Origin of the sequence: Streptomyces sp. NPDC001832 (genome assembly GCF_040297265.1) — a bacterium.
Lineage (GTDB): Bacteria > Actinomycetota > Actinomycetes > Streptomycetales > Streptomycetaceae > Streptomyces.
Genome location: NZ_JBEOYU010000016.1, coordinates 20,906 through 45,287, shown reverse-complemented (window position 1 = coordinate 45,287; position 24,382 = coordinate 20,906). Strand labels below are relative to the sequence as shown.

Annotated in this window: 31 protein-coding genes; 24 read left to right on the top strand and 7 right to left on the bottom strand. The window is 70.0% G+C overall.

Annotated features, from left to right (window positions below):
* The first annotated feature begins 1 nt into the window (after position 1).
* The 19 genes from ABT115_RS15590 (at position 2) to ABT115_RS15500 (ending at position 12,466) form a co-directional block, all read left to right on the top strand.
* A complete protein-coding gene (locus tag ABT115_RS15590; protein ID WP_351789121.1) occupies positions 2-1,075 on the top strand; it encodes a hypothetical protein in 1,074 nt (357 codons plus the stop codon).
* Positions 1,075-3,237, top strand: a complete 2,163-nt coding sequence (locus ABT115_RS15585) for a putative type IV secretion/conjugal transfer ATPase (protein ID WP_351789119.1) — start codon at positions 1,075-1,077, stop codon at positions 3,235-3,237. The genes ABT115_RS15590 and ABT115_RS15585 overlap by 1 nt, the downstream gene beginning before the upstream one ends.
* A gap of 343 nt (positions 3,238-3,580) precedes the next feature.
* Positions 3,581-3,997, top strand: a complete 417-nt coding sequence (locus tag ABT115_RS15580) for an RRQRL motif-containing zinc-binding protein (protein WP_351789117.1) — start codon at positions 3,581-3,583, stop codon at positions 3,995-3,997.
* Between the two features lie 11 nt (positions 3,998-4,008).
* Positions 4,009-4,677, top strand: a complete 669-nt coding sequence (locus ABT115_RS15575) for a hypothetical protein (RefSeq protein WP_351789114.1) — start codon at positions 4,009-4,011, stop codon at positions 4,675-4,677.
* Positions 4,678-4,771: 94 nt separating this feature from the next.
* Positions 4,772-5,239 carry a Pycsar system effector family protein gene (locus ABT115_RS15570; protein WP_351789111.1) on the top strand — a complete coding sequence of 156 codons (468 nt, stop codon included), beginning with the start codon at positions 4,772-4,774 and terminating at the stop codon, positions 5,237-5,239.
* On the top strand, positions 5,236-5,427 hold the full coding sequence (locus ABT115_RS15565; RefSeq protein WP_351789108.1) for a hypothetical protein: 192 nt from the start codon (positions 5,236-5,238) through the stop codon (positions 5,425-5,427). Before ABT115_RS15570 ends, ABT115_RS15565 begins: the two co-directional genes overlap by 4 nt.
* 98 nt (positions 5,428-5,525) lie before the next feature.
* A complete protein-coding gene (locus tag ABT115_RS15560) occupies positions 5,526-5,972 on the top strand; it encodes an NUDIX domain-containing protein (RefSeq protein WP_351789105.1) in 447 nt (148 codons plus the stop codon).
* A 1-nt stretch (position 5,973) separates the two neighbouring features.
* Positions 5,974-6,264 (top strand): hypothetical protein, encoded by a 291-nt coding sequence (locus ABT115_RS15555; protein WP_351789103.1) that lies wholly within the window; start codon positions 5,974-5,976, stop codon positions 6,262-6,264.
* Between the two features lie 742 nt (positions 6,265-7,006).
* Positions 7,007-7,402, top strand: a complete 396-nt coding sequence (locus ABT115_RS15550; protein ID WP_351789101.1) for a hypothetical protein — start codon at positions 7,007-7,009, stop codon at positions 7,400-7,402.
* Between the two features lie 81 nt (positions 7,403-7,483).
* Complete coding sequence (locus tag ABT115_RS15545; RefSeq protein WP_351789099.1) at positions 7,484-7,966, top strand: AAA family ATPase; 483 nt, start codon at positions 7,484-7,486, stop codon at positions 7,964-7,966.
* Positions 7,963-8,286 (top strand): hypothetical protein, encoded by a 324-nt coding sequence (locus ABT115_RS15540; protein ID WP_351789097.1) that lies wholly within the window; start codon positions 7,963-7,965, stop codon positions 8,284-8,286. Before ABT115_RS15545 ends, ABT115_RS15540 begins: the two co-directional genes overlap by 4 nt.
* Before the next feature lie 30 nt (positions 8,287-8,316).
* Positions 8,317-8,763 (top strand): plasmid transfer protein KilB, encoded by a 447-nt coding sequence (gene kilB, locus ABT115_RS15535; protein WP_351789094.1) that lies wholly within the window; start codon positions 8,317-8,319, stop codon positions 8,761-8,763.
* A 93-nt stretch (positions 8,764-8,856) separates the two neighbouring features.
* Positions 8,857-9,516 (top strand): GGDEF domain-containing protein, encoded by a 660-nt coding sequence (locus ABT115_RS15530; RefSeq protein ID WP_351789092.1) that lies wholly within the window; start codon positions 8,857-8,859, stop codon positions 9,514-9,516.
* The gene (locus ABT115_RS15525; protein WP_351789089.1) at positions 9,513-9,959 is read left to right on the top strand and encodes an ASCH domain-containing protein; all 447 of its coding nucleotides are present in this window, start codon (positions 9,513-9,515) and stop codon (positions 9,957-9,959) included. The genes ABT115_RS15530 and ABT115_RS15525 overlap by 4 nt, the downstream gene beginning before the upstream one ends.
* Positions 9,956-10,234, top strand: a complete 279-nt coding sequence (locus ABT115_RS15520; RefSeq protein ID WP_351789086.1) for a hypothetical protein — start codon at positions 9,956-9,958, stop codon at positions 10,232-10,234. Before ABT115_RS15525 ends, ABT115_RS15520 begins: the two co-directional genes overlap by 4 nt.
* A gap of 19 nt (positions 10,235-10,253) precedes the next feature.
* A complete protein-coding gene (locus ABT115_RS15515; protein WP_351789083.1) occupies positions 10,254-10,463 on the top strand; it encodes a hypothetical protein in 210 nt (69 codons plus the stop codon).
* A complete protein-coding gene (locus tag ABT115_RS30890; protein WP_502969101.1) occupies positions 10,460-11,116 on the top strand; it encodes a DUF8839 family protein in 657 nt (218 codons plus the stop codon). Before ABT115_RS15515 ends, ABT115_RS30890 begins: the two co-directional genes overlap by 4 nt.
* A 98-nt stretch (positions 11,117-11,214) precedes the next feature.
* On the top strand, positions 11,215-11,541 hold the full coding sequence (locus tag ABT115_RS15505) for a RapZ C-terminal domain-containing protein (protein ID WP_351789081.1): 327 nt from the start codon (positions 11,215-11,217) through the stop codon (positions 11,539-11,541).
* Positions 11,542-11,554: 13 nt separating this feature from the next.
* The gene (locus ABT115_RS15500; protein WP_351789078.1) at positions 11,555-12,466 is read left to right on the top strand and encodes a hypothetical protein; all 912 of its coding nucleotides are present in this window, start codon (positions 11,555-11,557) and stop codon (positions 12,464-12,466) included.
* 252 nt (positions 12,467-12,718) lie between these two features.
* Here ABT115_RS15500 and ABT115_RS15495 read toward each other — a convergent pair whose 3' ends face one another.
* Genes ABT115_RS15495 through ABT115_RS15485 form a run of 3 tightly spaced genes read right to left on the bottom strand, consistent with a single transcriptional unit; the run spans position 12,719 to position 15,515 of the window.
* Positions 12,719-13,753, bottom strand: a complete 1,035-nt coding sequence (locus ABT115_RS15495) for a ParB/RepB/Spo0J family partition protein (protein WP_351789075.1) — start codon at positions 13,751-13,753, stop codon at positions 12,719-12,721.
* Positions 13,750-14,898, bottom strand: a complete 1,149-nt coding sequence (locus ABT115_RS15490; RefSeq protein ID WP_351789072.1) for a ParA family protein — start codon at positions 14,896-14,898, stop codon at positions 13,750-13,752. The genes ABT115_RS15495 and ABT115_RS15490 overlap by 4 nt, the downstream gene beginning before the upstream one ends.
* 50 nt (positions 14,899-14,948) lie before the next feature.
* Positions 14,949-15,515, bottom strand: a complete 567-nt coding sequence (locus ABT115_RS15485) for a hypothetical protein (RefSeq protein ID WP_351789070.1) — start codon at positions 15,513-15,515, stop codon at positions 14,949-14,951.
* A 609-nt stretch (positions 15,516-16,124) separates the two neighbouring features.
* Here ABT115_RS15485 and mobF point away from each other — a divergent pair.
* Positions 16,125-18,005: a MobF family relaxase gene (mobF, locus tag ABT115_RS15480; RefSeq protein ID WP_351789068.1), complete on the top strand. Its 1,881-nt coding sequence runs from the start codon at positions 16,125-16,127 to the stop codon at positions 18,003-18,005.
* 160 nt (positions 18,006-18,165) lie between these two features.
* Positions 18,166-18,363, top strand: coding sequence for a hypothetical protein (locus ABT115_RS15475; protein ID WP_351789066.1), 198 nt, complete (start codon positions 18,166-18,168; stop codon positions 18,361-18,363).
* 676 nt (positions 18,364-19,039) lie between these two features.
* Here ABT115_RS15475 and ABT115_RS15470 read toward each other — a convergent pair.
* Positions 19,040-19,681, bottom strand: coding sequence for a PDDEXK family nuclease (locus ABT115_RS15470; RefSeq protein WP_351789064.1), 642 nt, complete (start codon positions 19,679-19,681; stop codon positions 19,040-19,042).
* Positions 19,682-20,140: 459 nt separating this feature from the next.
* On the opposite strand from ABT115_RS15470, the gene ABT115_RS15465 reads away from it, so the two are divergent.
* The 3 genes from ABT115_RS15465 to ABT115_RS15455 all read left to right on the top strand — a co-directional run bounded on the left by ABT115_RS15465 (position 20,141) and on the right by ABT115_RS15455 (position 22,213).
* On the top strand, positions 20,141-21,226 hold the full coding sequence (locus ABT115_RS15465; RefSeq protein WP_351789061.1) for a replication-relaxation family protein: 1,086 nt from the start codon (positions 20,141-20,143) through the stop codon (positions 21,224-21,226).
* Positions 21,227-21,302: 76 nt separating this feature from the next.
* Complete coding sequence (locus ABT115_RS15460) at positions 21,303-21,914, top strand: 2'-5' RNA ligase family protein (protein WP_351789058.1); 612 nt, start codon at positions 21,303-21,305, stop codon at positions 21,912-21,914.
* Positions 21,911-22,213 (top strand): hypothetical protein, encoded by a 303-nt coding sequence (locus tag ABT115_RS15455; protein ID WP_351789055.1) that lies wholly within the window; start codon positions 21,911-21,913, stop codon positions 22,211-22,213. The genes ABT115_RS15460 and ABT115_RS15455 overlap by 4 nt, the downstream gene beginning before the upstream one ends.
* A 45-nt stretch (positions 22,214-22,258) precedes the next feature.
* On the opposite strand, the gene ABT115_RS15450 is transcribed toward ABT115_RS15455, so the two are convergent.
* From ABT115_RS15450 to ABT115_RS15440, 3 genes are all read right to left on the bottom strand, one after another.
* A complete protein-coding gene (locus ABT115_RS15450; protein WP_502969099.1) occupies positions 22,259-22,810 on the bottom strand; it encodes a DUF6233 domain-containing protein in 552 nt (183 codons plus the stop codon).
* Between the two features lie 38 nt (positions 22,811-22,848).
* Entirely contained in the window at positions 22,849-23,085 is a 237-nt protein-coding gene (locus ABT115_RS15445) for a hypothetical protein (protein WP_351789053.1), read from the bottom strand.
* Positions 23,086-23,202: 117 nt separating this feature from the next.
* Entirely contained in the window at positions 23,203-23,790 is a 588-nt protein-coding gene (locus tag ABT115_RS15440) for a hypothetical protein (RefSeq protein ID WP_351789051.1), read from the bottom strand.
* Positions 23,791-24,382 lie beyond the last annotated feature (592 nt).

The following is a 24,382-nucleotide window of genomic DNA, read 5'->3' as shown; positions in this document are numbered from 1 at the left end:
CGTGTACTCCCTGACTCCCGGCTACCGCATCCCCGCTCTCCAGCGCGGACTCAGCCCTGCAGAGACTCTGTTGACGAAGGTGAATGCCGGGGCAGGGAGCGCCGTACTGATGTCGGCACTGCTCGCCCCACCGCCCGCCTGGACGTTCGGCGCGGTGGGCGCGGCCGCGGCGCTGCTCAACTTTGCGCCGGGGCCGCGCTCGATCGCCCGGTGGGCGACCGTCGGCTACCGGCACCTGCGCGAGCGCACCACACCCGCCAGCCTGGTGCCCAGGACCGGGACGACCACGACGTGGGCGCTGTATCCCGGGCACGGCACCATGCAAGACGCGCACCAGCGCGCCGCGTTCCATGACGCGTTCTCGCGCGCCCTGACGTTCGCCGGCGGGCAGGCCCGCACGGCGGGCATTCAGGTCCACGTCACCCACCACGCCACCGTCGGCGACTACACCGCCCACACCCAGACGATTTCCGTCCACGTCCCCAAAGGCCTCGTCGGCTACCCCAGCCGGGTGATCGACACGCTGGAGGGCGAGTTCGCCACCATGGGCGAGCTGACACCGGTAGAACCGGAACCGATTCCTACCGTCGTTGAGCGTGGCCCGCACTGGGCCGCGCTGGAGGACGGCCGGTACGCGGCGACCGCACGCATCACCGGATGGCCGGATGAAAGCGACGGCGACCTCATGCCCAAGCTGCTGCTGGGTCACGACGCCGACCGCTCCCTGGCCGTTCTGTACCGGCCCCTCCCGGCGGCGCAGTCACGCCGTAGTGCCAAGTGGCAGGGGGCCGCGGCTGAAGCGTTCACCACTGACAAGGTGAAGGCGGATGCACACGGGATGGCCAGCGGCGCCACGCATGGCGCGCTGGTCCAGGGCGCGGCCCTGGTGGACCTCGACGCGTACCTGACCGTGTGGGGCGACAGCCCCGAGAGTGTCACCGAAGCCCGCTGGCAGACCGCACTGACCGCCGACCGCCACCGGATCCGCCTCGACTGGCTCACCGGCCAGCAGCACCGAGCCCATGTGATGACCACCGCCCACGGAGCCTCCACCAGGAAAGGGGCGATCCTCTGATGATCCGTCTGCCCTCCAGCCACGCCGCGATCACCGCGCCCCTCGTCGCCTCCAGCACCCAATTCCCCGGAATCCCAATCGGCAAGTCCCTGCTGGACGGACGCCCCTTCCACCTCTCCCCCGTCCTCACCGAGACCGCTCTCTTGCCGTCGACCAACTCGCTCGCGCTGGGCGGTCTCGGGTCCGGTAAGTCGACCACCGGCAAGATCCGGATCCGCCGCGAAATCCTCCACCACGACCACCAGGCCGTCGTCATCGACTCCTTCGGGGAGGACAACATCGGAGAGTGGGGAGCCCTCGCCCACTCACTGGGAGGCCAGGTCATCGAGGCCGGCTCATTCACCCTGAACCCCTGCAGCGACCTGCTCCCGCCCGAAGTACGAGAGCAGCTGATCCGCTCGCTGATCGCCGCCGTCGAGCCCGGCGCACTCACCTACCAGTCCACCCACGCCCTCCAGCACGCCCTCAACCACCCCAAGGCAACCAACCTCAACGGCCTGGTCGATGCCCTGGTACGCCCCGAGGACGGCAGGTGGCCGGCCGCAAAGCTCGCCGAATGGGGCGAGGGTGTGGCGATCGGACTGTCCCGCTACACCGAAGGCTCGCTCCGCGGCCTCTTCGACGGCCAGGACGCGACCCTGCCGCCCACCGACCTGCCGATCCTCACGTTCGACTTCTCCCGCCTGGACCGCAACAGCCCCGCGATCCCCTCGCTGATGGCCGCAGTCTCGTGCTGGGCAGAACACGTGTGGCTCCCCCAGTCGACCGCCGTCCACCGGCACCTGGTCCTCGAAGAGGCATGGCAGATCCTGCTGTCCCCCGCCACGAGCGAACTGATCCAGCGGCTGCTCAAGAACAGCCGCAAGGCCGGCTTGTCCTTGGACGTGCTGATGCACACGCTGTCCGACCTCGGCGACGGCAAGGCGCAAGACCTGGCCCGGCTGTGCGAAGTCGCCCACATCGGACGCCTCAACCCCGAGGAAGCCGCCATCGTCGGCACACTGCTCGGCCTGCCTGCTTGGGCGATCAAAGAAATCCCGCACCTCGACCCGGGCCAGGCCGTATGGAAGGTCGGCCCCCACTACGTCGACATCATCGAAACCACCCGCGATGAGGAAGAGGCACGCCTCACCGACACTTCCTCTCGGCGCCGCCAAGCACAGGAATCCCTGGCCGAACCGGACCTGACGCTGGTGAAGGAAGCCCAGGAAGAAGAGAAGGAGGACGGCAACTACGAAGACCAGGGCCAGAGCCTGCCGGAACCCATCGACATCGAGCAGGGTGACGCCTGGAACTGGGAGATGCCTCCCAACGTCATCGACGCCCGGCACTACGACGTGATCGAGGCCGCCCGGCAGGGCCGGTGCAGCGAAGCGGCCGAACTGGCGGTCATCGGCGAGCGCCAGGACATTGCCGCACACGGCATCAACTCCGACGAGGCCGTCTCATGGCTGTCCACCAGGGCCAAGGTCGCGGAGCTGTGCGGAAGCCCCGCCACGGCCGCCCAACTACGCGCTACCGTCAGCCGCATGGGTAAAGAAGTCGAATGGTGGACCGACACGACCGCTGCCGGCACGTCACCAGCAGAGCAGCACGTGCCACCACCGACCGCACCCACAGCCGCAGCGAATCCTGATGGCGGACACCCCGTGCCGTTGAAGCGACGCACCTGGCCTTATGCCGCTGCGGTCGCAGCCCTGACCGTCGCCATCGCCGCCGTATGGCAGAACGCAGCAGACGACAAGCAGGCTGCCAAGCAGGCCGCCTACAAGGGCGTCTCCGCCACAGAACTGAATATTGACGGAGTCAAGACGAGGGCACTCGCAGATTGGAGCAAGGACGGCCAGTCCGTCATTCTCTCCGTTTCGGTTAACCCGGACGAGAAGCCGAAAATGGTCCGCATCGACTCGGGGAACCAGACCTCACATGAGGAGACCCAGCCACTCAAGGAAGGGCAGTTCCCCATGCCGATCCGGCTGGAGGTGAAGGTCCCGGTCAAGGACCGCTACCAGGCGGTCCAGCTGTCGGTCATGGTCGGAGGCTCCCACTGGAAGCCGAATACCCGGGCCCCGCACCGCACCATCGAGTTCCGCCCGGACGAGACCGCCATCGACACCGAAACCGGGAAACCCCTCAAGCAATGGCACTCGCGGCTGCTCTGACATCTCCAACGTCGGGTTCGACCGAGGGAAGCTGACACACCAACACGCAGAAGGCCGGACCCCACGGGGCCCGGCCTTCTGCGTACTTCCTGCCCCCGACGCCCTGCCTGGTTCTCGGCCGCCCCGCGGCTGCCGAGGACCGGACAGGCCGCCTGGCCCGCCCGCTCCACCTCGCCCCCGCCGACGGACCTTCCGTCGGCGGGGCGCAGCACTGCCCGCCACTGCGCCCCACTGGAGGACATACCGTGCTCACCACCCGCCCGGTCGGCCGACCCCGCCCGCAGCGCCCCGGACCCCGTCACCCGCACCGTCCCTCTCGCCTTCCCGGCGCCAGGATCAGGTGATGGGCGGCCAGGACAAGGACCCGGTCGACACCGACCCACACGACAACGGCTCCTTACCGGTGTTCCGGTGGAAGCAGGCCGGCCCCGGCCTCGCGACCCGCCGCCAGCTGCGGGAGATGGGCCTTCGCCCCGGTGGGCAAGAGCCCGTCGCCCGGATCGAGTGCCGCGGCGGCCGCCGCTTCGCGTGGCTCTACCGCATTGACCTCGCCCTGCCCGTCCGGCCAATGACTCTCGCCAAGGAAGCGGCCCTGGACCGAGCGATGGCCAAGCGGTCCACGTGTCAGCAGTGCCGCCGCAGGTACCACTTCTGCCTGCCGCTCAAGACCCTCGGTTCGTGCTTGGAGTGCTACGACGGCACCCCCGCCGACCCCACCACCTACACCACTCCCCCGGCCACGCACCGGCTGGCCGCCTGAAAGGACGCCCCATGTTCCGGATCATCAGCACGTCCCAGTTCGCCGAGCTGGACAACCTCGCGAGCGCGTTCCCTCAGGTTCGCAGCAAGTGCGACAGCCTGCAGAAGGACCTGGACGCCGAACGCCTACGGACCCAGGGCCTGAAGCGCGAGCTCACCCAGGCCAGGGAGAAGTTCCAACAGGAGCAGGCCGCCACCACCCGCACGTACGAGGAACACCTCGCCGCAGCCGCCCGGTCCGCGCGCCGAAGCGAGCAGCTGCTCACCCAGGCGCAGGAGCGGGCGACCAGGATCGAGCGCATGGCCGACGAAAAGGTCCGGGAACTCAAGGGGGAGTTCGAGCGGCTGAAGGCCAAGCTTCCCGATCACCCGCTCCCCACCCGGGAAGGCGTCGTCGCCCGGTACCAGAATCTGGTCGGCGCGCTCATCGACCTGACCTTGTTCGTCACCGAGGACCCCACCCCTCGCTACGGCTCCAAGGTGGTCGACCTGCTGCTGGTCAGCCTCTGCTCTGGCTGCGGGTACCGCGAGGAGGAGACGCGCGAGTCGGTCTACGACAGCCCCGAGTCCCGCAACAGCTTCCTGACCGACTCCTACGACGGCGGGAAGCTCAAGCGCTGGGCGCAGGAGCACGCGGAGGCGTGCCGGGCCGTCGCCCTCCCCCTCCAGCGCACCGCCTGATCCGGACTGACAGCTGCCTGATCCACCCGTCCCGCACGCTGCGGGCCGGGTGGTGACGGGGAGCCGGACAGCCCGGCCCGGATGGGAGTCGCACGTGACCACCGCCCCTGTCTCCATCAGCGACCGGAACTTGGATGCCGCCTGCACCACAGTCGCCGGTGAGATCGCCCGCACCGACAGCAAGGCATCGCTCTTACTGGCATTCGACGGCGCCGTCCTCGCCGGACTGGCCAGCATCGCCGCCAAGGACCTGCCACTGATCAGTAAGGTCATCGGCGCGGCCGCCATTGCCACCCTCGTAGCCGCCGCCGTCCTCCTGCTCCTGGTCGTGCGACCCAACCTGGGCGGCCGCGGCCGCGTCGTGCGCGAGGGATTTCCCGCCTGGGCGCAGATGGACGAGAACACGCTGCACGCCTCGCTGAGCGAGGACACGCGCCTGACCCGGATCGCAGCGCTGTCGACCGTCGCGGTCACCAAGTACGAGCGCTTGGCCCGCGCGGTCGACGTCATCCTCGCCGCGCTCGCACTCCTGACCATCGCCGCGATCGGAACACTGGCATGACCACCGCGATCGTCGCCGTCCTTGGCACCCTCGCCGGAGCACTCCTCACCGGGACTCTCACCCATCTCAGCCAGCGGGCGCAGAGGGTGGCCGCCGAGGACATCGCCGCGCATCCGGCGGAGGCCCTGCGTGGCCGGTTCGCCTCCGACATCCAGCCCAGGAGCAGACGCGACGACGACCACGCCTGACTGCCCCTTGCCTGGAGGCCCCTCATGAGCAGCACCCGGCGACCAGTTCCTCGTGGTCACTGACACCACCCACTAGCCCACCCAACCGAGAGGCGAACATGATCGAGACCGAGACCGAGACCGAGACCGAGACCGAGACCGAGTCGTTCGAGACGATCCGCTACACCGCCGACGTGGTGGCCCTGACGCCCGACGGCAGCGTCCTGCTGATCGAGCGCGACTGGGAGCCGTACGAGGGCGAGTGGGCCCTGCCCGGCGGTCATGTGGACGGCGGGGAGACCAGCCTGGCCGCCGCCGCCCGCGAGCTGGAGGAGGAGGCCGGCATCGCCGTCCCGGGCGCCGACCTCCGGCAGGTGGGCGCCTTCGACGCCCCCGGCCGTGACCCTCGCGGCCGGTACGTCAGCGTCGCCTACACGGCCACCTTGCCCACGCCCGTCCCGCCGACGGCCGGAGACGACGCCACCGCCGCCCGCTGGTGGCCCTTGAGCGCGCTCCCCGACCTCGCGTTCGACCACGCCGACATCCTCGCCGCCGCGGACCGCTGACGTGACCGCCCGCCACCTGCGTGCTGCCCTGCTGCTCGCCGCCGCCGTCCCGCTCGCTACGGCGACGGCCGCCGCCGTGCTCAAGGCCGGCCACCTCACGCTGTACGCCGACCGGCACTGCATCGAGATCACCGCCCGGCCCCGGCCGGGCTGCCCGCGCTGCCACGGCGAGGGCGGCTGGTGGACCGGCGGTGCCTTCCCCGAGATGGAGGCGTGCGGCTGCTGGGCCAACCGGCGCGAGCTCCGCCTCCGGCTCCTGCCCGTCCCGGCCTGGGACGAGCCGCCGTTCTGAACACCACCGCCCCCGGCCGGGATCCGGCCGGGGGCGAAAGCGCATCACGGGGCGTCCGCAGCATCGGCAAGAGGCCAGCCGCCCCGCACCCCTGCACCCCGAATCCGAGATGAGGAGCACACCCAGCATGACCGATCGCATCCGCGCCATCGAGGGCCTCGCCCTGGTCGCCGCCCTGATCGCCGTCTTCGACGGCGTCCATCCCCTGGCGGATCAGCTCGTGCAGCGGGAGCACGACGCGTTGACCAAGGGGATGCACGGCTCCCACCTGGTCTACGTGAACGACGGCTCCCCGGTGGAGGAGGACCCGTGGCGGCACGGCAAGGAGGGCCGCACCTGCACCGCCAGCGCCTACGGCCGCCGCTCGGTGAGCCGGCACGTCGCCAGCTACAGCGCCGTACAGCTCGCTTCCACCCTCGCCGTCACCCGCACCCTCGGGTACCGCGTTCCCTGCCAGCGCCCTGCTGACGGGCGCGGCGATCAACGCGATCACCCACGGAATCCTGGACAGGCGCGACCCGCTGATCTGGCTCGCGGAGAAGGCCGGCAAGAGCGGCTACATCAAGCACGCCACCGTCGTCCGCAAGGCCGGCGGCGAGGGCACCGAGTACCCCGAGCCCGTCCAGGACGTCTCCGGGCCCGGCACCGCGCTCATGGAGCTGGACCAGGCGGCCCACCGCGCGATCGGCGTCGCCGCCTCCCTGGTCACCACCTGGATCACCCTGCGCAAGGGCGGCCGCCGATGAGCTTCCGCGAGCACAGCGTCAAGGACGGCTGGAGCGACTGGCAGCTCGCCCGTCTGGCAGTGGATATCCGCAGTATGAAGCGCTACGGCGGCACCCTGGCAGCCGAGGTGGAGCCGCGGATGAGGCAGGAGTTCACCGCCGACGAGGTCCGCCGCGTCGACGCCTACCTCGCCGCCAGCCTCCCGGACACCGCACGCCTGACCGTGATCGACAACCGACTCGAACCCGCTACGGACGACGACACCAGGTGGCTGGCCGAGCAACTCAAGATCGCCTGGACACGGCTGGACAAGCTGCGGGACCGGATCGACGACGCCGGCAGCCTCATGGACAGCGGCCACGTCGCCAGCGCCATCGGATACATCAGCAACACCCGCGAGAACAACGACTGAGCCCTCCCGACCAGGGCGTGGCACCGAACAGGACGGCCCCGGCCACCAGGCCGGGGCCGCCCGCTTGCACCGGAAGGACCCATGAACCTCACCACCGGCACGCTGTGCGCGCTGATCGGCTCGCCGGGCTGCGGCAAGTCCACCTTCGCCGCCCACTACCCGGACAGCTGGCGCGTGTCCCTGGACACCTACCGCAAGCTCGCTACCGACTCGGAGATCGACCAGTCCGCCACGCCGGTCGCCGTCCAGATCCAGAATCTGCTCCTGGACGCCCGTCTGGCCCGAGGACTGTCCACGATCGTTGACTCCACCAATCTCCACCCCCACGTCAGGGCCGGTCTGCTGGCCCGCGCCCGCTACTGGCAGCGCCCCACAGTGGCCGTCCTGTTCGACATGCCGCTGGCAACTGTGGAAGCGCAGAACGCGGGCCGCGACCGTGTGGTGCCCCAGCACGTCGTGCGCGAGCTCCACCAACTGCTGCCCACCGTCGACCAGCTGCACGGCGAGGGCTTCACCACGGTCCACCTGGCCTCCGACCTCACCACCACCGGCAGCACCCGATGAGCGACACCGGCACTGGTACGCGCGACAACCCCGCCGCGACCACACCCGACACCATCCCCACGGGCTGCTTCTGGTTCCTCGACCCCGACGGCACCCTCTGCCTCGCACCCGGCTGCATGGCCCGCATCCAAGACCCCGCCGCGGAATGCCTGTGCGACACCCTCACCACCCGCCACGACCGCCTCAAGCAGCGGATGCGGGAGCTGAAGGAACGGCAGAAGTACGCGGACACCTGGTGGCACGCCCTGCGGGCCGCCGTCGACGCCCACCCCGACCGGCAGGCGATCCTCGCCGACACCCAGCGCCGCGCCGACCGCTGACCCGTCGCACTCATCCAAGGAGCTCACCTCGTGTTAACCGCTGTCGTCGCCGTCCTCGGCACCCTCGCCGGATCACTCCTGACCGGCATCCTCCAGCACTTCAGCCAGCGCGCGCAGCGCAGCGCGGCCGAAGCCACGGCACGCCGCGCTGACGGCATGCTCGCGGTGACCGACCTGGCGGCCGCGCTCGCGGATCATCACCGGGCCATGTGGCTCCGCGAGGACCTCCGGCTGCTGGGTGAGGACTGGACCCAGGAGCGGGCCGCCTCACACATCACACGGTCCGCGATCACCGGCCCGCTGATGCGCGTGAGGATCCGGCTGCCTGCCCTCACCCCGGCCGCCCAGACCGCCGTGGCGGCCGTCTACGCCCTGCGGAACACCGAAAGCGACACCGCGCTGCGAGCCGCCCGCGAGCACGCGATCCGCACCGCCGACGACCTCATCACCGCCGCGGGCACCGCCCTCGCCGCCTGACCCACCCCAGACACAAGCGCCCGGGCCCGCCGCTGAAGACGGCGGTCCCGGGCTTTTCCGACCCATGTCAGAGATGAGAAGGAAGCCACCAGTATGACCACGGCCCTGTTACCGCGTAAGGCACTGCACATCACCGCCATGGCCATCCCGCTGGCCGGATGGACCCTGCACACCACCGTCCTGCACCGCCGCCTCACCCAGGCCCACCGCGACCCCCTCACCACCACCTGGCGCTGCGAAGCCTTCACCACCCGCGCGCAACGCCTCTTGGAACGCCACCCCGACGAGGTGGTCCTGGTCCTCGCCGACGCCGACCACTTCAAGGAACTCAACGACCACCACGGGCACGCGGCTGGGGACACCGCACTCGCCGCGATCGGCACCCGCCTGTCCGAGTGGGCCGGGCCCCGCGGCGTCGCCGGCCGCCTCGGAGGCGACGAATTCGCAGCCCTCGCCCGCATCGAACCCCGCCACCAGGCGCTGCGCCTGGAGCATCTGGCCCGCCTCATGACCCGCCCCGTGCCCTGCGAGGACGGGTTGCTGCCGCTGTCCGTTTCCCTCGGTGCCGCCACCCCGGCCGCCGTCGCCAGCAGCGACTTGCCGACCTTGATGCGTGCTGCGGATGCGGCGATGTACGAAGGCAAGCACATCGGAACCATTGTCCAGGCCCGCCCCGACCACGCCCGCGTCCCGAGCGTCAACGGCCGCCGTCTCGGCCGCCCCGGCACCGCAGTGCGGGGGCGAGCCGCATGAGCGAGACCACCACCGCCGACCCGGGCACCTGGATCCGGGGCATCACCATCCGTCAGCCCTGGGCCTCCTGCATCCTGGCTGGGAAGGACGTGGAGAACAGGCCGGCCCACTGGTCCTGGCGCGGCTACGTCCTTCTCCATGCCGGGAAGGCGAAGCCTCAGCCCGCCGTGCTGCGCGACCCGCTGGTCGCCCGCACGATCCACGGCCGCGAACTGCACCGCGGCGCGGTCATCGGCGTCGCCCGCCTCACCGACTGCCACCAGGACCCCGACGGCTCCTCGCCCTGCACGCCGTGGGCGCAAGCCGACGCCTGGCACCTGGTCCTCCAGGACGTCCAGGACCTGCCGCTGCCCATCCCCGTCGGCGGGCAGCTCGGTCCATGGAAGCCGACACCAGACCTGCTCTCCCAGGTCCTCCAGCAGTTGCCCGACCTGCGGCCGTGACCCGCAAGCGAGCCAAGGAGCCGCCGTGGGAGCCGGGCCTGATCCCGCTCCCCGCCGGCCTCCTGGACTGGCGCGACGCCCGGCACTACGACCACCGGCAGCCCCTGCCCTGCGTGCTGTTCGAGCAACCCACACCGCTGCGCTCCCACTCAGGGGAGCCAGCTCACAAGGTCTGCGCCGAAACCTGGATCGCCGCCAACCCGACCGAGGCCCGCCTCGGCAGGTTCGCCTCCGACACCCAGCCCAAACGCCGGCGCGACGACAACCACTCCTGACCCTCACCCGGAGGCTCCCATGAGCAGCACTCCGCAGAACGACGTCGATCCCACCCTCGCCTACCCTGAGCCGCCCGCTTCCCCGCTCAGGCACCGCCGGGGACCGAAGCGCCAGCCGTTCACTCCGGAGCAGCAGCGCCGCAACTGCGAACTCCTGATCCGTGCGCAGTACGCCCCCCGACCGCGCTCCCCCCGCACCACCAAGACCCTGGCGGAGGCCAGCCGATGAACCCCCAGACGCACCTGGCCATAGACGGCTACGTCGACGCGATCCCGGCCCCCGGCACCGGCTGGGGCACCGCCCGGTTCGACCTGGTCCACTCCCCCATCGACGCGGACCGGATCGCGCCCGACGCCCCGGACACCGTGTACGCGTGTACCCCGAACCTCGCCGCGGCCCTGCTGAACGAGATACAGCCCGGCGACCTTCTGCGCGTCATCGGCACCCTCACCCAGCTCGACGCCCCGGATACTCCGGCTTGGCTCACCGTCGACGGCCTGGAGGTCCTGGAGGCCGCGCCGCTCCCCGTGCTGTACGACCTTGGTCCTGGAGCGCTGGGGCGGCTACGCGGCAGTGTTCGACGCCGACCGCGACGGCCGGTGTTCACCGTGGACGGGAAGTGGGTCGGCGAGGCCGCCAGCCCCGACGCGATCCTCGACCTGATCGACGCCTTCGAGAACGGGGGCGACCCCGATGACGACCGCCGCCGCCCCGCGCACCGTCCTGGAGCGATTCCCCGCCGCGGCTCCTGGCCCGCCGACGAGTACGCCGCCGCCCAGCGCGTTCAGGGCACGACGGACGCCCGGGTCGTCATGGACCTGAGTGGTGACCAGTTCCTCGTGGTCACCGACACCACCACTGTTACGACCTCAACCTCCTGACACACCACCACCAGATCTCAGAGCGCCGCGCCCGACCGGAAGGCCGGGCGCGGCGCTCCGCAGTTCCTGCCCCTCACCAGTGATCCGGAGACCCCTTCATGCGCCCGACCCACCCAATCCGTTTGATCTCGTTCGGCTACCTGCACCTGCCCACCGGCCCGGACGGCTTTCCCGTCCCGCCCGCCGCCGACCGGATCGAGGACGTCCGCGACCGGCTCCGAGACCCGGCCGCCGCCCGCGACATTCTCGACCTGGATGGCCTCAACTCTCGCGTCCAGGACATCGTCCTGAACACGCCGGGCGCCCGCGAACTGCTCGCCAACCTTGCCGACTACGCGGGCCTTCCCGCCGGGCCCCGCCGCATCGCGATCGGGTGCGCAGGCGGAAAACACAGACCTGTTGACCGGACCAGCGCTGATGCCTGACCAGGAGGACCCAATGCCCACTGCATCGATTACCCCCAGCCACTTCCCCACCAGCCCGCTCGCCTTCCGGTCCGTAGACGCGGGCCAGCAGGCCCGCGTCCGCGCCTTCGCCGACGAGCAGGCCGTCGCCGCCACGGCTGCACGGGACCGGCTTGCGGACCTCTGGACCGCTGCCACGACTCGCGCCGACCGTGCCGCTGCACTCCGCACCGTGCATACCGAGCTGGTGGCCTGGCGCTACGAACTGGCCTCCGCAGCCGCCGGCCGTCTCGGTCAGGGCATCGCCTACAACGCGGAGCGGTTCCGCACGCCGATTGCCGCGAACACTAACTACGACCGTCTCGGCGTCACCGGCCGTCTGCGCGACGGCGCGCAGTGGGACCCGCCCACCCGCACCTATGTTGGCGGCCTCGTCACCCCGGCCTACGAGGCGATGCTGCGCTACGGACAGGCAGCCGAGGCCCGGTTCGCGCTCGACCACGTCGGCGGCGACGTGCTCCAGAACTGGGTGGTCCTGCCGGACGGGCGCCGGATCCCCGGCAACCGGATCGTGAGGGGCCAAGCCGCCCGTGCCATCGCCGAGGAACTGACCACCCGGGTCGCGGCCCGAGGAATCGATGTCTCCCGGATGGAGACGGGCGGCAACCCGATCTACACCGCCACCCCCGCCCCGCAGGACAGCCAGGCCCTGTTCGCCGCAGCCCTCGAAACCCTGGCCGACCCCGGCCTGACCCCCGAGACGTACCTCACCGGCCGTTACGCCCTCTTCCAGGCCCCGCAGACAAAGAAGGGCTCCGACGCGGTGAACCGGACCTTCATCGTCGCGGTCGGCGCGCTCGCCCTGGGCGATACCGCGCCCGCCCTGCCTGCCGACATCGACCTGCGGTGTTACGTGCTCGGCCAGGCCGCCGCCTGCTGCCCGTAGCCCGGTTAAGAGCATCCGGGCTCACTGAACTCCTTGCCCGCGAACTCCGCTCCTGCGGCCTCCAGGCAGACGTCGAGCACCCCCACGCCCACCTGCCGCGCGTCCTCAAGGCGGCCGACCCCACCGGCACCGGAGCGAGCGCATGACGACCACGGCCCCGTACGAGATCGAGACCACCGAGGCACCCTGACCACAAAGCGGCCCGCGCTCTGGTACTCCCAGGGCGCGGGCCGCTTTTTTGCGTTGGCAGGGCTACACCATCGCTGACTCCCGGTCAGGAGCGTTGCTGTGATCGTCACCGAGCCGATCCAGCAGCAGTTCCGCGACCGCAGCAAGGTCAGCCGGAGAGAGCCGCGCGACCAGCGCGTCCACCACCTCCGCGGGAGACACCGAAGAGATCACGAGCGGAACTGATCCGGCGGCCACTCCCCCTTCACTATTAACGGCGTTAACGGTCGGAGCAGCCGAGGTCTCGTCGGCCGCCTCCGGCGCGGAGGTATTAACGGCGTTAACGGTTTCGTCGCCGTCCCGCTGCGACAGCACCCTTCGAGGAGAGCGCTGGCGGGGGGTATTAACGGCGTTAACGGTTTCCGCTGCTGCCGCCGCCTGCTGCTCCTTCGGCAGCCGACCAATACGGCGGGCGGGCTCCACCTTCAGCTCACCCGTTTCCACCTTGTCGCGCAGCTCCGGCGTGAGCTCCAGAAGCGCAAGGCGCTGCGAAACCCACGCGGGAGTCTTCCCGAGGCGCTTGGCCACCTTGCCCTGCGAGCCGTGCACCGCTACCAGCTCCTGGATCGCCTTCGCCTGATCGAGCGGCGGTACGTCCACACGATGGATGTTCGCGATCAGCGCTCCCTCCAGCATGTCGGCAGCACTTGCGGCGAGATCGTCGTTCACGTCGATCCGCAGCTCCGCCAAGCCGGCCACGCCAGCAGCAGCGAGACGCCGATTGCCGTCGATGACGACGTACTCGGCCTCCCCGATCTTCTCTTCGAGGCCAGGATGCGTTGCCAGGAACGCTGCGCGCCGCACGACGGCAATCGGCTGGATCTGCCCCCGTGAGCTGAGTGACTCGGCGGTCTCTTCGAGTTCGGTGAGCTCGTCGCGCGGGTTGAACGGATTGTGCGCGAGCTGCGTGAGGGCTACAGCGGCCGGCGGCCGCTTCCCTTCGCCGTTGATGATCTGCTGCCGGGTCCGGACCCGGCGAGGGGCGGGCTTTCCCGAGTCCTGGCCGTCATCGTCGATACTGAAGCCGCGGGTGACCCGCTGCCGCTTGTTGTCGCTCATACCGCCAGTTCCTTCGCCAGATCACGCATCGCCTGGGCGTGCTCGCTGTTCGGGGCGTATTCCAGCAGCGGGATCTCTCCGTCTGCAGCTTCACGCCCTTCCTTCAAGTCGCCGATCACGGCCAGCACCGCAGGGGAAGTGCTGAGCTCCCACTGGTCCTTGTTTTCCTTGACCAGCTTTCCCCGGCGGCTGTCGTAGGCGTTGACGACCAGCCCGAGGTAGTCGACCTGGATTCGCCCCTTGCGACAAAGGTCGTCCTTCTGCGACTTGAGCAGCCGGAAGGCGCGGTGTGAAGCCTTGTTCGCCCACACTGGAGTGATGACCCCGGAGCGGTCGGCGAGCTCGCCGTCACGGCGCCGCACGTAGTAGAGAGCCGTGTCCATGTTCAGACCGAGGCTGGGCGGCCCGTCGATGATGATGACGTCGTAGTCGGCCTCCAGCGGCTCCAACGCCCGCTCCAGTGCGGCCTCGCTGAAGGAGACCTTGGACAGGGCGACGTCGCGGAGGAACGCGTCGTCGGAGGCCGGCAGAAGATGGAGGCGCTCGCCGAAGCGCTCCTGGTCCAGTGCGACCAGGAGATCCCCGATGTGCCCTTTGGCCGTGCCGTCCATGTGCATGAGGAGCGTCTCGACATCGTCCTCGTACATCAAGTCCTCGAAGCCCAGCTCGGCAGTGAGGTGCCCCTGCGGGTCGTAGTCGACGATCAGAACCCGGTGCCCAGCCTCGGCCAGGGCCTGAGCCATGCCGCTGGAGATAAACGTCTTGCCGACGCCACCCTTCTGATTCGCCACTATCACCCGCACAACCGGTTGAGCGGTCAACGGTGAAGTGGGGGAGGGGTGGTTGTCCAGCCACAGCGTCAGTGCCTGGGCGAGGCCTTGCACATAGGTGACTCCGCGCTCCGTGCACGTCGCCTTGAACTTGTCAGGCTCGCCGACGGGGAGGAAGGTGCCCCAGGTCTTCGCGCCGTCGGTCTTGACCTCCGGCAGGCCATCAGCCGCGTACCAGGCATTGATGGCATGCTCGGTCGCGTCCTGGATGTCCATTCCGTGCTCAAAGGCGCGGATCTTCAGGTGTCTGCGCAGCTGGGGAGTGAGGGCTGTAATTAGCTTCTCTCGCTCCCCTCGCGGGCTGGGAATGCTCATGTGGCCAAACATTACTAGGTTGGCAGTTGATGGGGCCGAACGGCTCCATCTCACTCCGGCCGCGGCTGAGACCGTTCCTCGCTTTGATCTACCCCGCACTGAGCGATCTGCCTGCCGACAAAGTGCCAAGTGGGTTCTCGTTGGCCCGCATTGACGGGCCTGCCCATCAGCCCCGCCAGCAGATCAAGTGCTTCCTGGTTGACGTAGCGATCAGGGTCGGAGCACTGCAGGTGACGGCGCAGGAGGTCCGCATCCAGCCCTTGCTCTTGGAGATACCCAGCAAGCGTGCCGACCAGCAGGAAGTTGTAGGCAAGGGCATCAGTGAGGGCATAGAGCACCAGCCGGTGCCAATCCCCCGGCCGTTCGACGTGCTGGCGTGACGCGCGGACAGCGTCATCCAGATGCCGCTGCCCCCAGCGAACGAAGTCCTGGACGAGGGCGATCAGCTCAGCCGGTACAACCGTTGCGCCTGCCTCGCTGCTTGACCCCCTTGCCGCACTTCGGGCCTGCGCCATGGGCGGGAAAGTGTTACGGATGTCCTGCAGCGCTGCCCGCCGGTTCACCCCGGTGAGGTCTTCCTGCCGACGAGCCGCGTTCTTACGTGCGTGCGATGCCATCATTGGTCCTTGTGCGCTATCCCATGACCCTGCGCGGACTTGTGGCGAGCCACGAACCCTCTGCTGCGATGACGCGGCGCGTCTAGGGCTTACCAATTCCCCGGTCATGGGCCAGAAGAACTCAGCCGGGCACCGTCGCGGCAGTGTCAGGCGGCGCCAGCGACCTCAACGAGTTGACGCCGTAGCGGTTACGGGAACCAAGCGGCCCACGGCCACGCTGACGGGCCGTCCCCCGCTCGACGCACGTTCATTTGGTGCCGATGCGGCGCCAGCAGTTGGGGTGTACGAGCTGATGGTTCAGGCCGTCAGCGCAGACAAGGTCACCGCCAAGTGGCCGCGGGAGACCCGGTGGGTGGGGGAGCGGTACGTAGGTGTGCGCGCCTTGACGGTGAAGTCATCTGCTGTAGGTGGGTGGGGTGTGGGTGGCTGTCGCGCAGCATTTGCATGGCCACCTGTAGGGGTCGTGAGTGCGAAAGACGGTGTCCGTCGGGCGGGCACGACGTTGCCGCCGGTGCCCGTCCGGCGGGATCGGCCGTGAAGTTCCGGTGAACCCTCCCTCCTCACGGGATCGGGCTTTCGTTGCAGGTCAGAGCCGTGTTCGCTGCCGGGATGCTCAGTGTTGCGAAGGTTCAGAAGCGAAACGCCTGGCGCTACTACGTACGCGGAGTCGCCTTCGGGGACGGCCGTCGTCCGGTCCGTCAGGCGTTGAAGGACGCCCAGAAGAAGGCCGGGCTACCGCCCGGGGCGTGGATGGGGCGCGGTCTGGCCGCCCTCGGGCTGACCGCCGGACAGACGGTGACCGAGCGGCAGATGGAGCTCGTCTTCGGGGAGGGCCGGCACCCGGACGCCGACTGGATCGAGCGTGAGCTCCTGGACTACGGCGCCGACCCGGAGACGGCACGGCTGGCCACCGTCCTCGGGCAGCCGATCGAGGAGATTGAGAAGCGTAAGCAGACCCCGCTGCTCGCCCTCGACTTCGTCTTCCGTCCGCAGGCGTCCCTCATCGTGCTGTGGGCGTTGGGGGACAAGAAGACGCGCCAGGTCATCGAGCGGGCGCACGAGCGGGCCATCGCCGCGACCCTGGGCTGGCTGGAGGATGAGGTAGCGGAAACCCGATGGGCGTCCGGTCGGAAGCGCGCGAAGGCCCCGGCCCTGGTCGTCGCGGCGTTCCGGCACTTCGACAATAGGGACGGATTTCCCCTACTGCATGAGCACTGCCTGATCCTGAATCGGGTGCAGCGCCCGGACGGATCCTGGTACGCGCTGGACACGGTCCGCCTCCTCCAGCATGTCGTGGCGGCCGGGACGCTCTACACGCTCACTATGACCACTGAGGTGTGCGAGGAACTGGGGCTGGCGACCGTGCCGCGCGAGGTGACGCCGGGCCTGCGCCCGGTGATGGAGATAGCCGGGGTCGACCAGGAACTTATCGACTGGTCCTCCATCCGCCGCCAACGGATCGAAGACGCCCTGGAGGGCATCACCGACAAGTACGTCCGCGACCACGGGCGGCTGCCTGGCGAGCGCGCCCGCCACGGTCTCGGCTGGTGGGCGGCGCAGGACACCCGCCCGGAGAAGAAGAAGCCGAAGCCGCTGGAGCAGCTGCTCGCGTGGTGGCGTACCTCCGCGATCCTGAACTTCGGGCAGCGGATGGTCGATGGACTGCTGGAGCGATGCCAGGCGGCAGGGAAGGTGATCCGGGAGAGGGTGGGGCCACGGGTGGACACCGCGCTCGCCGCCGTCGACGTCGCCGCGGTCGTCTACACGGTGCGCCGGACCTTCGCCCGCCGCCACGTCCTGGCCGAGGCCCGCCGGCACCTGCTGGAGACCCTGCGCGGCCGCGCGCTCCCGCCCCGCATAGACAGCTACATCGCCGACCGGGCACTGTCCCGCCACGGCCGTCAACTCACCGTGCCCCAGAAAGGCCGGCGGACCCCGGCCCCGGACCAGCTCACCTACACCGCCGACTTCGCCTGGCCCGACCGCTGGTGGATCGCCGGCACCGACGGCAAACCGCCGCGGGAGTCGAGCCGGTACGAGCGGGCCCGGGTCGCCAGCCTCACCCTGCAGAACGCGATCCGCGCCGCACACACCGCACCGCCCGCCGCGCGAGACGAAGCCCCGGCCGCGACCGCGTCGGCCACCGCGCACGTCGACGACCACGACCAGGCCGCGCCGCACGCCGTTGACCACCCGGACCGGGACGCCGCTCGAACTCCGGCGCAGCGGGCCGCTGCCATCCACGCCCACCAGCAGGCTGCGATGCCGCAGGAGTACCTGGAAGGCCGCACGACGGACCCCACGACGTGGATGACCTCGCCGCAGAACCTCGCCCGTCTCGCCGCGCTCACCCACGCGGCCAACGCCCGCGGCCGCGTGGTCGAAGAACAGGCGGACCAGGCGAAGCAGGCCTCGGCCGCCGACCCGGGCAGTCAGCAGCAGCACACCACGCAGCCCGACCAGGGCAGGGGAGCGGGCCGCGACCGCTGAAGGCAATGTCAACCGGCGGGCCCGGCCAGGATCCGCCCTGCGGGAAGGGCGGCGCGGTCGCCGGGCCAGCTGTCGGGACGCGGTCGCAGTGCGTGCCCTGGAGGCGGCGGGGATCGGCGAGGGTGCGGGGCAGTGACCCCGCCGAAGCATGGAGGCCCCGATGGTCGACCCGACCCCGCTGTACCTTTCGCCGGAGCAGCGGGAGCGCCTGGAGCAGCTCGCCGACGCGGTCCGGCTGCGAGTGGCGCTGTACCCGTCGCCGAAGCCGCCGCCGGTCCAGCGCCGCTCCCGGCAGTACCCCGGCGGCCGGCCGAACCCGTGGCTCACCGCGCGCCTGCGACGACCCCATCAGCGGTGAGCGCGGGACATCCCGGCATCCGGTGCGCCCACCGACGATGTCGTGTACTACTCCGCCACCGCATCGCCTGCCGAGTCGACGATGTCGTGCACTCTCGCGGGTGCACACGATGCACCGCACCGTGCGCACCGGTGCGCGCACCGGCGATACCGTGCACTCTCCCTCCGCGCGGTGCGCACCACGATGCGCGCGACGGTGGCCTCCACTCCCGCTCCACTCCACCCGGTGCGCACACGGACAGTGATGGCGCATCGGATGCCGTGCACTCGATGCACACCCCTTGACCAGGTCCGCCACCCGCGCACGGCACCTTCCATCGGACAGAAAGCAACCCTTGTCCAGGCACGAGTTTTCCGCGTTTCCCCTTGACCTCGCTCGCCACCACCCCGGCGATGCCGAGCATCGGCCCCTGGTGCACGTCTTCAGAGGAGAGACTTCTCTGTCCCGCCGCACCGTGCACCGTCACCGTGCGTAGGGCCGGTGAGTGGTGCGCTGAGTGCCGTGCACTCCCTGCACCATCGGATGGGAGTGGACGACATCGTGCACGCCTGCCGGTGGGAGTGAATGTCTCCGTGCGCACCGGCCAGGGAATGGGACGCCCCTGGTGTGGGCATCGCGCGCGGTGAAGTCCACCCGGTGCGTGCGAAGCACAGCACCACCGCCGGTGGGGCAGGTACTAGTGATATCCGTCCTCGTCTTCGAGCTCGGCGAGCTGCTGTTTCTCCGCGAGCCGCCGCATGTCCTCATCGACACGGGCCGAGGCGAGCGAGTCACCTTCGCCGAATCGGATCAGCTGCTCCGCTGGGCTGTAGAAGCGGGGCGTGGCACCGAGGCTGGCGCGGCATCCACGGCACTGCCACGGCCTGCGCAGGGTGACCCAGTGGGCACGGGCGCACCACGGGCATTCGATGAGGTAGGCGCCTGGGCCGTACGCGGAGGCCCACCATGCGTGACCGTAACGGGCGCGGTAGCCGGGTTGGTTCGGGCCGCGGTGGGAGGGCCAGCCCAGCAGGACCAGCTGGCCGCCGGGCCACAGGCAGGTGCATGTGCCGACGCAGTGGCAGGCGCGGACCTTGCCGAGCTCTGTTGCCTTCTCCCGGCGCGGTGTGTTCGGGCCCTTCACCTCCAGCCACGTGCCTATCTCGGGCAGCCAGAAGTCAGGCAGGTACTGGGTGCCAGAGGGAAGCGTGATCAGTTCAGGCTCGTACTCCCACACAATGCCAAGGCCGTCGAGGGTGCGGGCCCAGTCGGCTTCGAGGCGGGACCGGAAGCGGGTTCCGGCGTAGGTCGTGGGGACAGCGTCAATGGGCTCGGTCATCGTAGGGCTCCTTGTCCTTCGGTGGGGTGACGAGCCAGACCACGGCGGAGCCGGCCCGGACGAGCCGGAGAACTGACACTTGGTCGGGATGCGTCAGTTTGCCACCACGGTGCTTGCAGCCGTACCGACCCGTCGGTGCCGACAGCTGGCGAGCGGGACCTGACGGTGTCGGTCTCCGGGGCGAGACCGCGCCCAAGGTCCTCGGACTGGCGGTTCGGGTCCTCACCGTCCAGCTCTCGCCCCGCCCGCTGAGCGGACGGTCGGGCGGTGTGGCGTCGGCCACGGACAAACCAGCCCGGTCCAGGGGTAGTCAAGGCGAAAACGGACATCCGTCGGCGGTGATCGTCAGACCGTGGTCAAGGGGTGGCTTCGCACGGTGGCCCCGGCCCGCAACCCTTCGCGTGCGGGCCGGACCTGTCACCGATCCGGCCGCGACGGCCGGAGAATCCCGAGGACGCGATGACCACCGCACCCACCCCGCACACGCCGCCGACCCCGGCAGACACCGCTGCGACGGCGAGCCCCGCAACGAGCCCTGTAGCGAGCCCCGCTCCCAGCCCCGCAGCTTCCAGCCGCCGTCTGACGGTTGTTGCTGATCAGACCCCCGATTCGCCCGCATGGGCCGGTTGCAACTCCTCTTCTCCCAGTACTGATGTACCTGGAGAAGCGTCCCGGCCCCGGAAGGCCGCCACGGCGAAGGCCGGAGCGGACATCCGCGGCGAGGTCCTGCTCACCCTCGCTCAGCTGCGCCTGGCCACACCCCGCCAGCTCAAGGCGCTGCTGCTGCCGCACCAGCAGGACACCGACCACGTCCGTCGCGCGCTGCGCAACCTGCGCGACGAATCCCCGGCTTTGGTCGGCCGGACCCACCGTGCCCAGCAGAGCTACTGGTACTGCACCCCGGCGGGCCTCGCCGAAGCCGCCGCCTCCGGCGAACTCGCACCGAAGGCCGGCCGGACCACAGGGAAGCGCGCCGCCAGCAAGACGGGCCTGCGGGAGCACGGCCTCGCCCTGGTCGACACCGTCATCGCCTTCCACCAGGCGGAGGCGGCCGACCACGCCGACTGGCAGGTGGAAGTCGCCCACCCCACTCCGGCCGGCTCCCTGGTGCCCGACGGCGTGGTGCTCCTGAACAACGGCTCCAGCGCGTTCGTGGAAATCGACCGAACGATGTCCTACGCCCGCCTGCTCGCCAAGCTGGAGCGCTACGACGCCTACCGCAACGCCCCCGCGTCCGGCCGCGGCAACGCCGCCCGCGCCCCACGCAGCCACTGGCAGGAGACCTACGCCGGACCGTCCCTGGACCGGCCCTTCCCGCCGCTGCTGTTCGTCTTCGCCCCCGCCCCGCGCCGCGCGGCCCCGGCAACGAGGGAGGCCGCCTTCCACGACCGCGCCCGCCGTGTCGGGGGCGTGAACTACCGGATCACCGTGGCGACCACGACCCTGCCCCTGCTGACCCGGCACGGGGCCGATGGGCCGGTGTGGCGGGTCGTCGGCCGCGGTGAGGACCGCCGCACCCTGGCCGCGCTGCCGAAGGCCCGATAAGCACGGAACGGCTCAGGGAAGAGCCATGCTCCGGTAGCGTGTGCGCGGATTCGCTGTGACGAGGGGGCGGTTGAGCATGGAGAACTTCTTTGCGAGGGTGGGGGCCTTCTGGCCTGCGGGCCGTCGTGATCTGCACTGGCACATCCTGCCGACCCCGGACGAGGCCGGCGCCCTCAGCGCACCGTACGAGGGGCTGGCCCCGCCGGGACTGCAGAGTGTGCCGGTGGACGGTATGCACTGCACACTTCTGCACGCTGTCGGACTGAGCGGCACCGGCGTCGATACGGACGCGCTCCTCAAGGAGATCGGGAGCTACGCGCAGACGGTGCGGCCCTTCTCCCTGACGTTCGACCGGCCCGCCGTGGGCAATGTTGGTGTGGAGATCAGCGGATGGCCGGGGCACCCGTTCACTGAAATCGTGGACACCATCACCCAGGTGATGACCCGCACAGGGGCCGCCTTCAAGGCCGCGCCGAGCTGCTACCCCCACATGTCCCTCGCCTACGCCGCCGACGGCGCGGAGGACGTCGACGCGGTCTCCGTCAGGGCCGCGCTGGCATCCATCGAGCAGCCGCTGTCCGGGACCGTGTTCGTGGACCGGCTGCATCTTGTGGAGCAGTGGCACGACGGAGCGCACATCACGTGGAATCCGATCGCCGAAGTGTCTCTCGCGGGGGCGACGGCATGAACATGTTCCCCGGGCCCCGCCCGATGCATGGTGACGTCGTCCACCTCACCACTGACACCGCCTCAGTGACCATCACCGGGAGCATCACTTCGCAGGGCATCCTGCGCGACGGCTGCGGCTACGTGGAGCTCACCCTGCCGGACGCCGATCCGCAGCAGCGGCGCGTCCTGGAGCGGACCACGTCGTACCACTACGCGCTGTACCGCGGCAGTGCGCTGCTTTACTCGTCTCCCCAGCTGAGACTGAGCGAGACCCGAAGGACGAAGGACGGGGCGCTGCTGGTGACCGGATCTCCCTGACCGTCGCGGGATACGGCTGACTTTCGGCGCCCCGACCATGGCAGGTCAGGAGTCGCTGATGTGGTCGAAGCCGCTCAGCATCGGGGTCAGCTCCTGCGCGCAGCCGCACAGTGTGCACAGCCGCGTCCCTGGATTCTCCGCCAGGTCCAAGGCGTGCTCCAGGTCGATCAGAGGCGCACCCTGCGGGGCTTCCTCGCAGTCCGGTGCGTGCAGCACACCCCGGGCAGGGCCCCGGCCGCCACCCAGCCGCTGCAGCACCCAGCCCGAAGGCCGACGGTCCCCGAGTACCTCACGGACCGCCGACTGCGGCGACGGCTTCAGGTGTTCGGTGGCGACCTGGTCGTAGTCGACGCCGTCGACCGGCCGCACATGGTCGGGAGCCCGGACCCACACCCGGTACTCCGCCGCCTCCACCCCGCCGTCCTCGCGATCCCGGTACGACGGCAGCCCCACGAGGTACAGCCAGCCCGTCTCGGTCTGCCGCCGCCTCCACAGCCGCGCCACGACCTCCTGCTCCGGATGCCCCAGTACCGGGTCGGCGGGCAGCACGACCCGCACCGGCACCGGTTCGGCTACATCGTCGGAGGGCGTGGTCACGGGCCCCACGGTAAGCGCCCGATGCCAGCCGACGGACGTCACCGGTCGGGCAGCTTGCGGCGGAGACCGTCCAACGACTTCTTCACGTCCTCGAGCTGGTCGCCGAGAACCCGCATGCGCCACTGCATGTGCTCCATCCGCGCGGACATCGCCAGCGCGGCAAACGTCTGCGCCAACTCCGCCGCACCCGCGTGGCCTTCCTGCGCCTTCTTTGTCCAGCCGACGGCCATCCGTTCGTACGTTGTGGCCCGCTGGGAGGCATCGCCCGCAGTCATCGTCGTCCCCCCTCCTGTAGATCAATCAGACTTTCCGTTGCACCGGCCGCGCCGTCGGCAGGTGTGTGCGGAGAGAAATCCAGGCCGGAACCTTTCCAGCCCGGGGTTCGTGTCCGGTCAGTCGGTCGTCGGCGGGCCGATGTGCAAGGACCACTCGCCGGTGTATTCGTCCAAGTCGATCCGCAGGGGCTCCAAGGCGTCGGCGTCGTGGACATCGGCCCGGATGATGCGGCCGGTGCCCAGGTGCAGTGAGACCCGAAGCTGCCGGCCTATTCGGTTGGGCACCTCCAACCCAATGAGCGGCAGCGACACCATGGAGCCGGCCTTGAGGACCAACGGCAGCTCGATGCGCTCAGCCTCGTTGCCGACCTGCACCGGCGCCGCGAAGTGCACCGACGGGTTGAACAGCATCTGGGTACGCCGTGCCCTCTTCCAGCCCACGCGCTGAATGGCCCGCAGCCGCCACAGCGCCCGCTTCAGGCGATGGCCCGGGATGTCACGCCAGACCGAGTAGCCGACGATCGTCACGTCCAGGCGGCCGACGTTCGAGACATCGGTGCGCACCCACCACCGGCCTTCCCGCTTGAGCCGGGTGGATAAGACCTCCACCCGGCCGCCTGTGAGGTGGTGACTCCACATCTGCCAGCCCAGGCCGCTGGCCCCGGTGACGGCACCGAAGATCGCCAGGGCATTCGTCCAGTTCATGATCGGAGCGTAGGAACCCTCACCGCAGCCGTCCGGTGATCGGCCGGATCAGGCCCGATCTCAGCGGAATCTGTCCACAGGGTGATCGCTCTAGCGTCCGTGTCCGGCGTGGGTGTCCGCTTCTCGCGGCACTGTTGCGCCCCCGCACACCTGGCACGAAGGGCGTTCAACGGCATGGCACAGACGAAGTTCGACAAGCAGGTGGAGGAGTCCGCCGAGTCTCTCATGTTCGGGATCGGCCGGGTTCTGGCCGGTCGGGACCTGGACGGTGTGAAGCGCACCGACGCCACGTTCTGGCGCTCGGGCACCCGCGTCTTGCCGAAGGTGGAGGGCCGCGTCCGGCGCCGCTCCTACAAGCCCGGGTGGCGGCGCCTGTCCTTCCGCCTCGCCCTGGGGGCCGGTGTCGTGGAAAGCGGCTACCTGGCCACCCAGGACCTGGACGCCACCGTGCGAGGCGTCCAAGGGCTGTGGGAGAACCGGGACGCCACCCTCGCCGCGCTGGAGCCCGGCGGGATTGGCGGGGCCTCAGTGCTGACCGTGGGCACTGCGGCGTACATGGTGCTGACCCGCGAGCGCCGGGAGCTGATGCGCG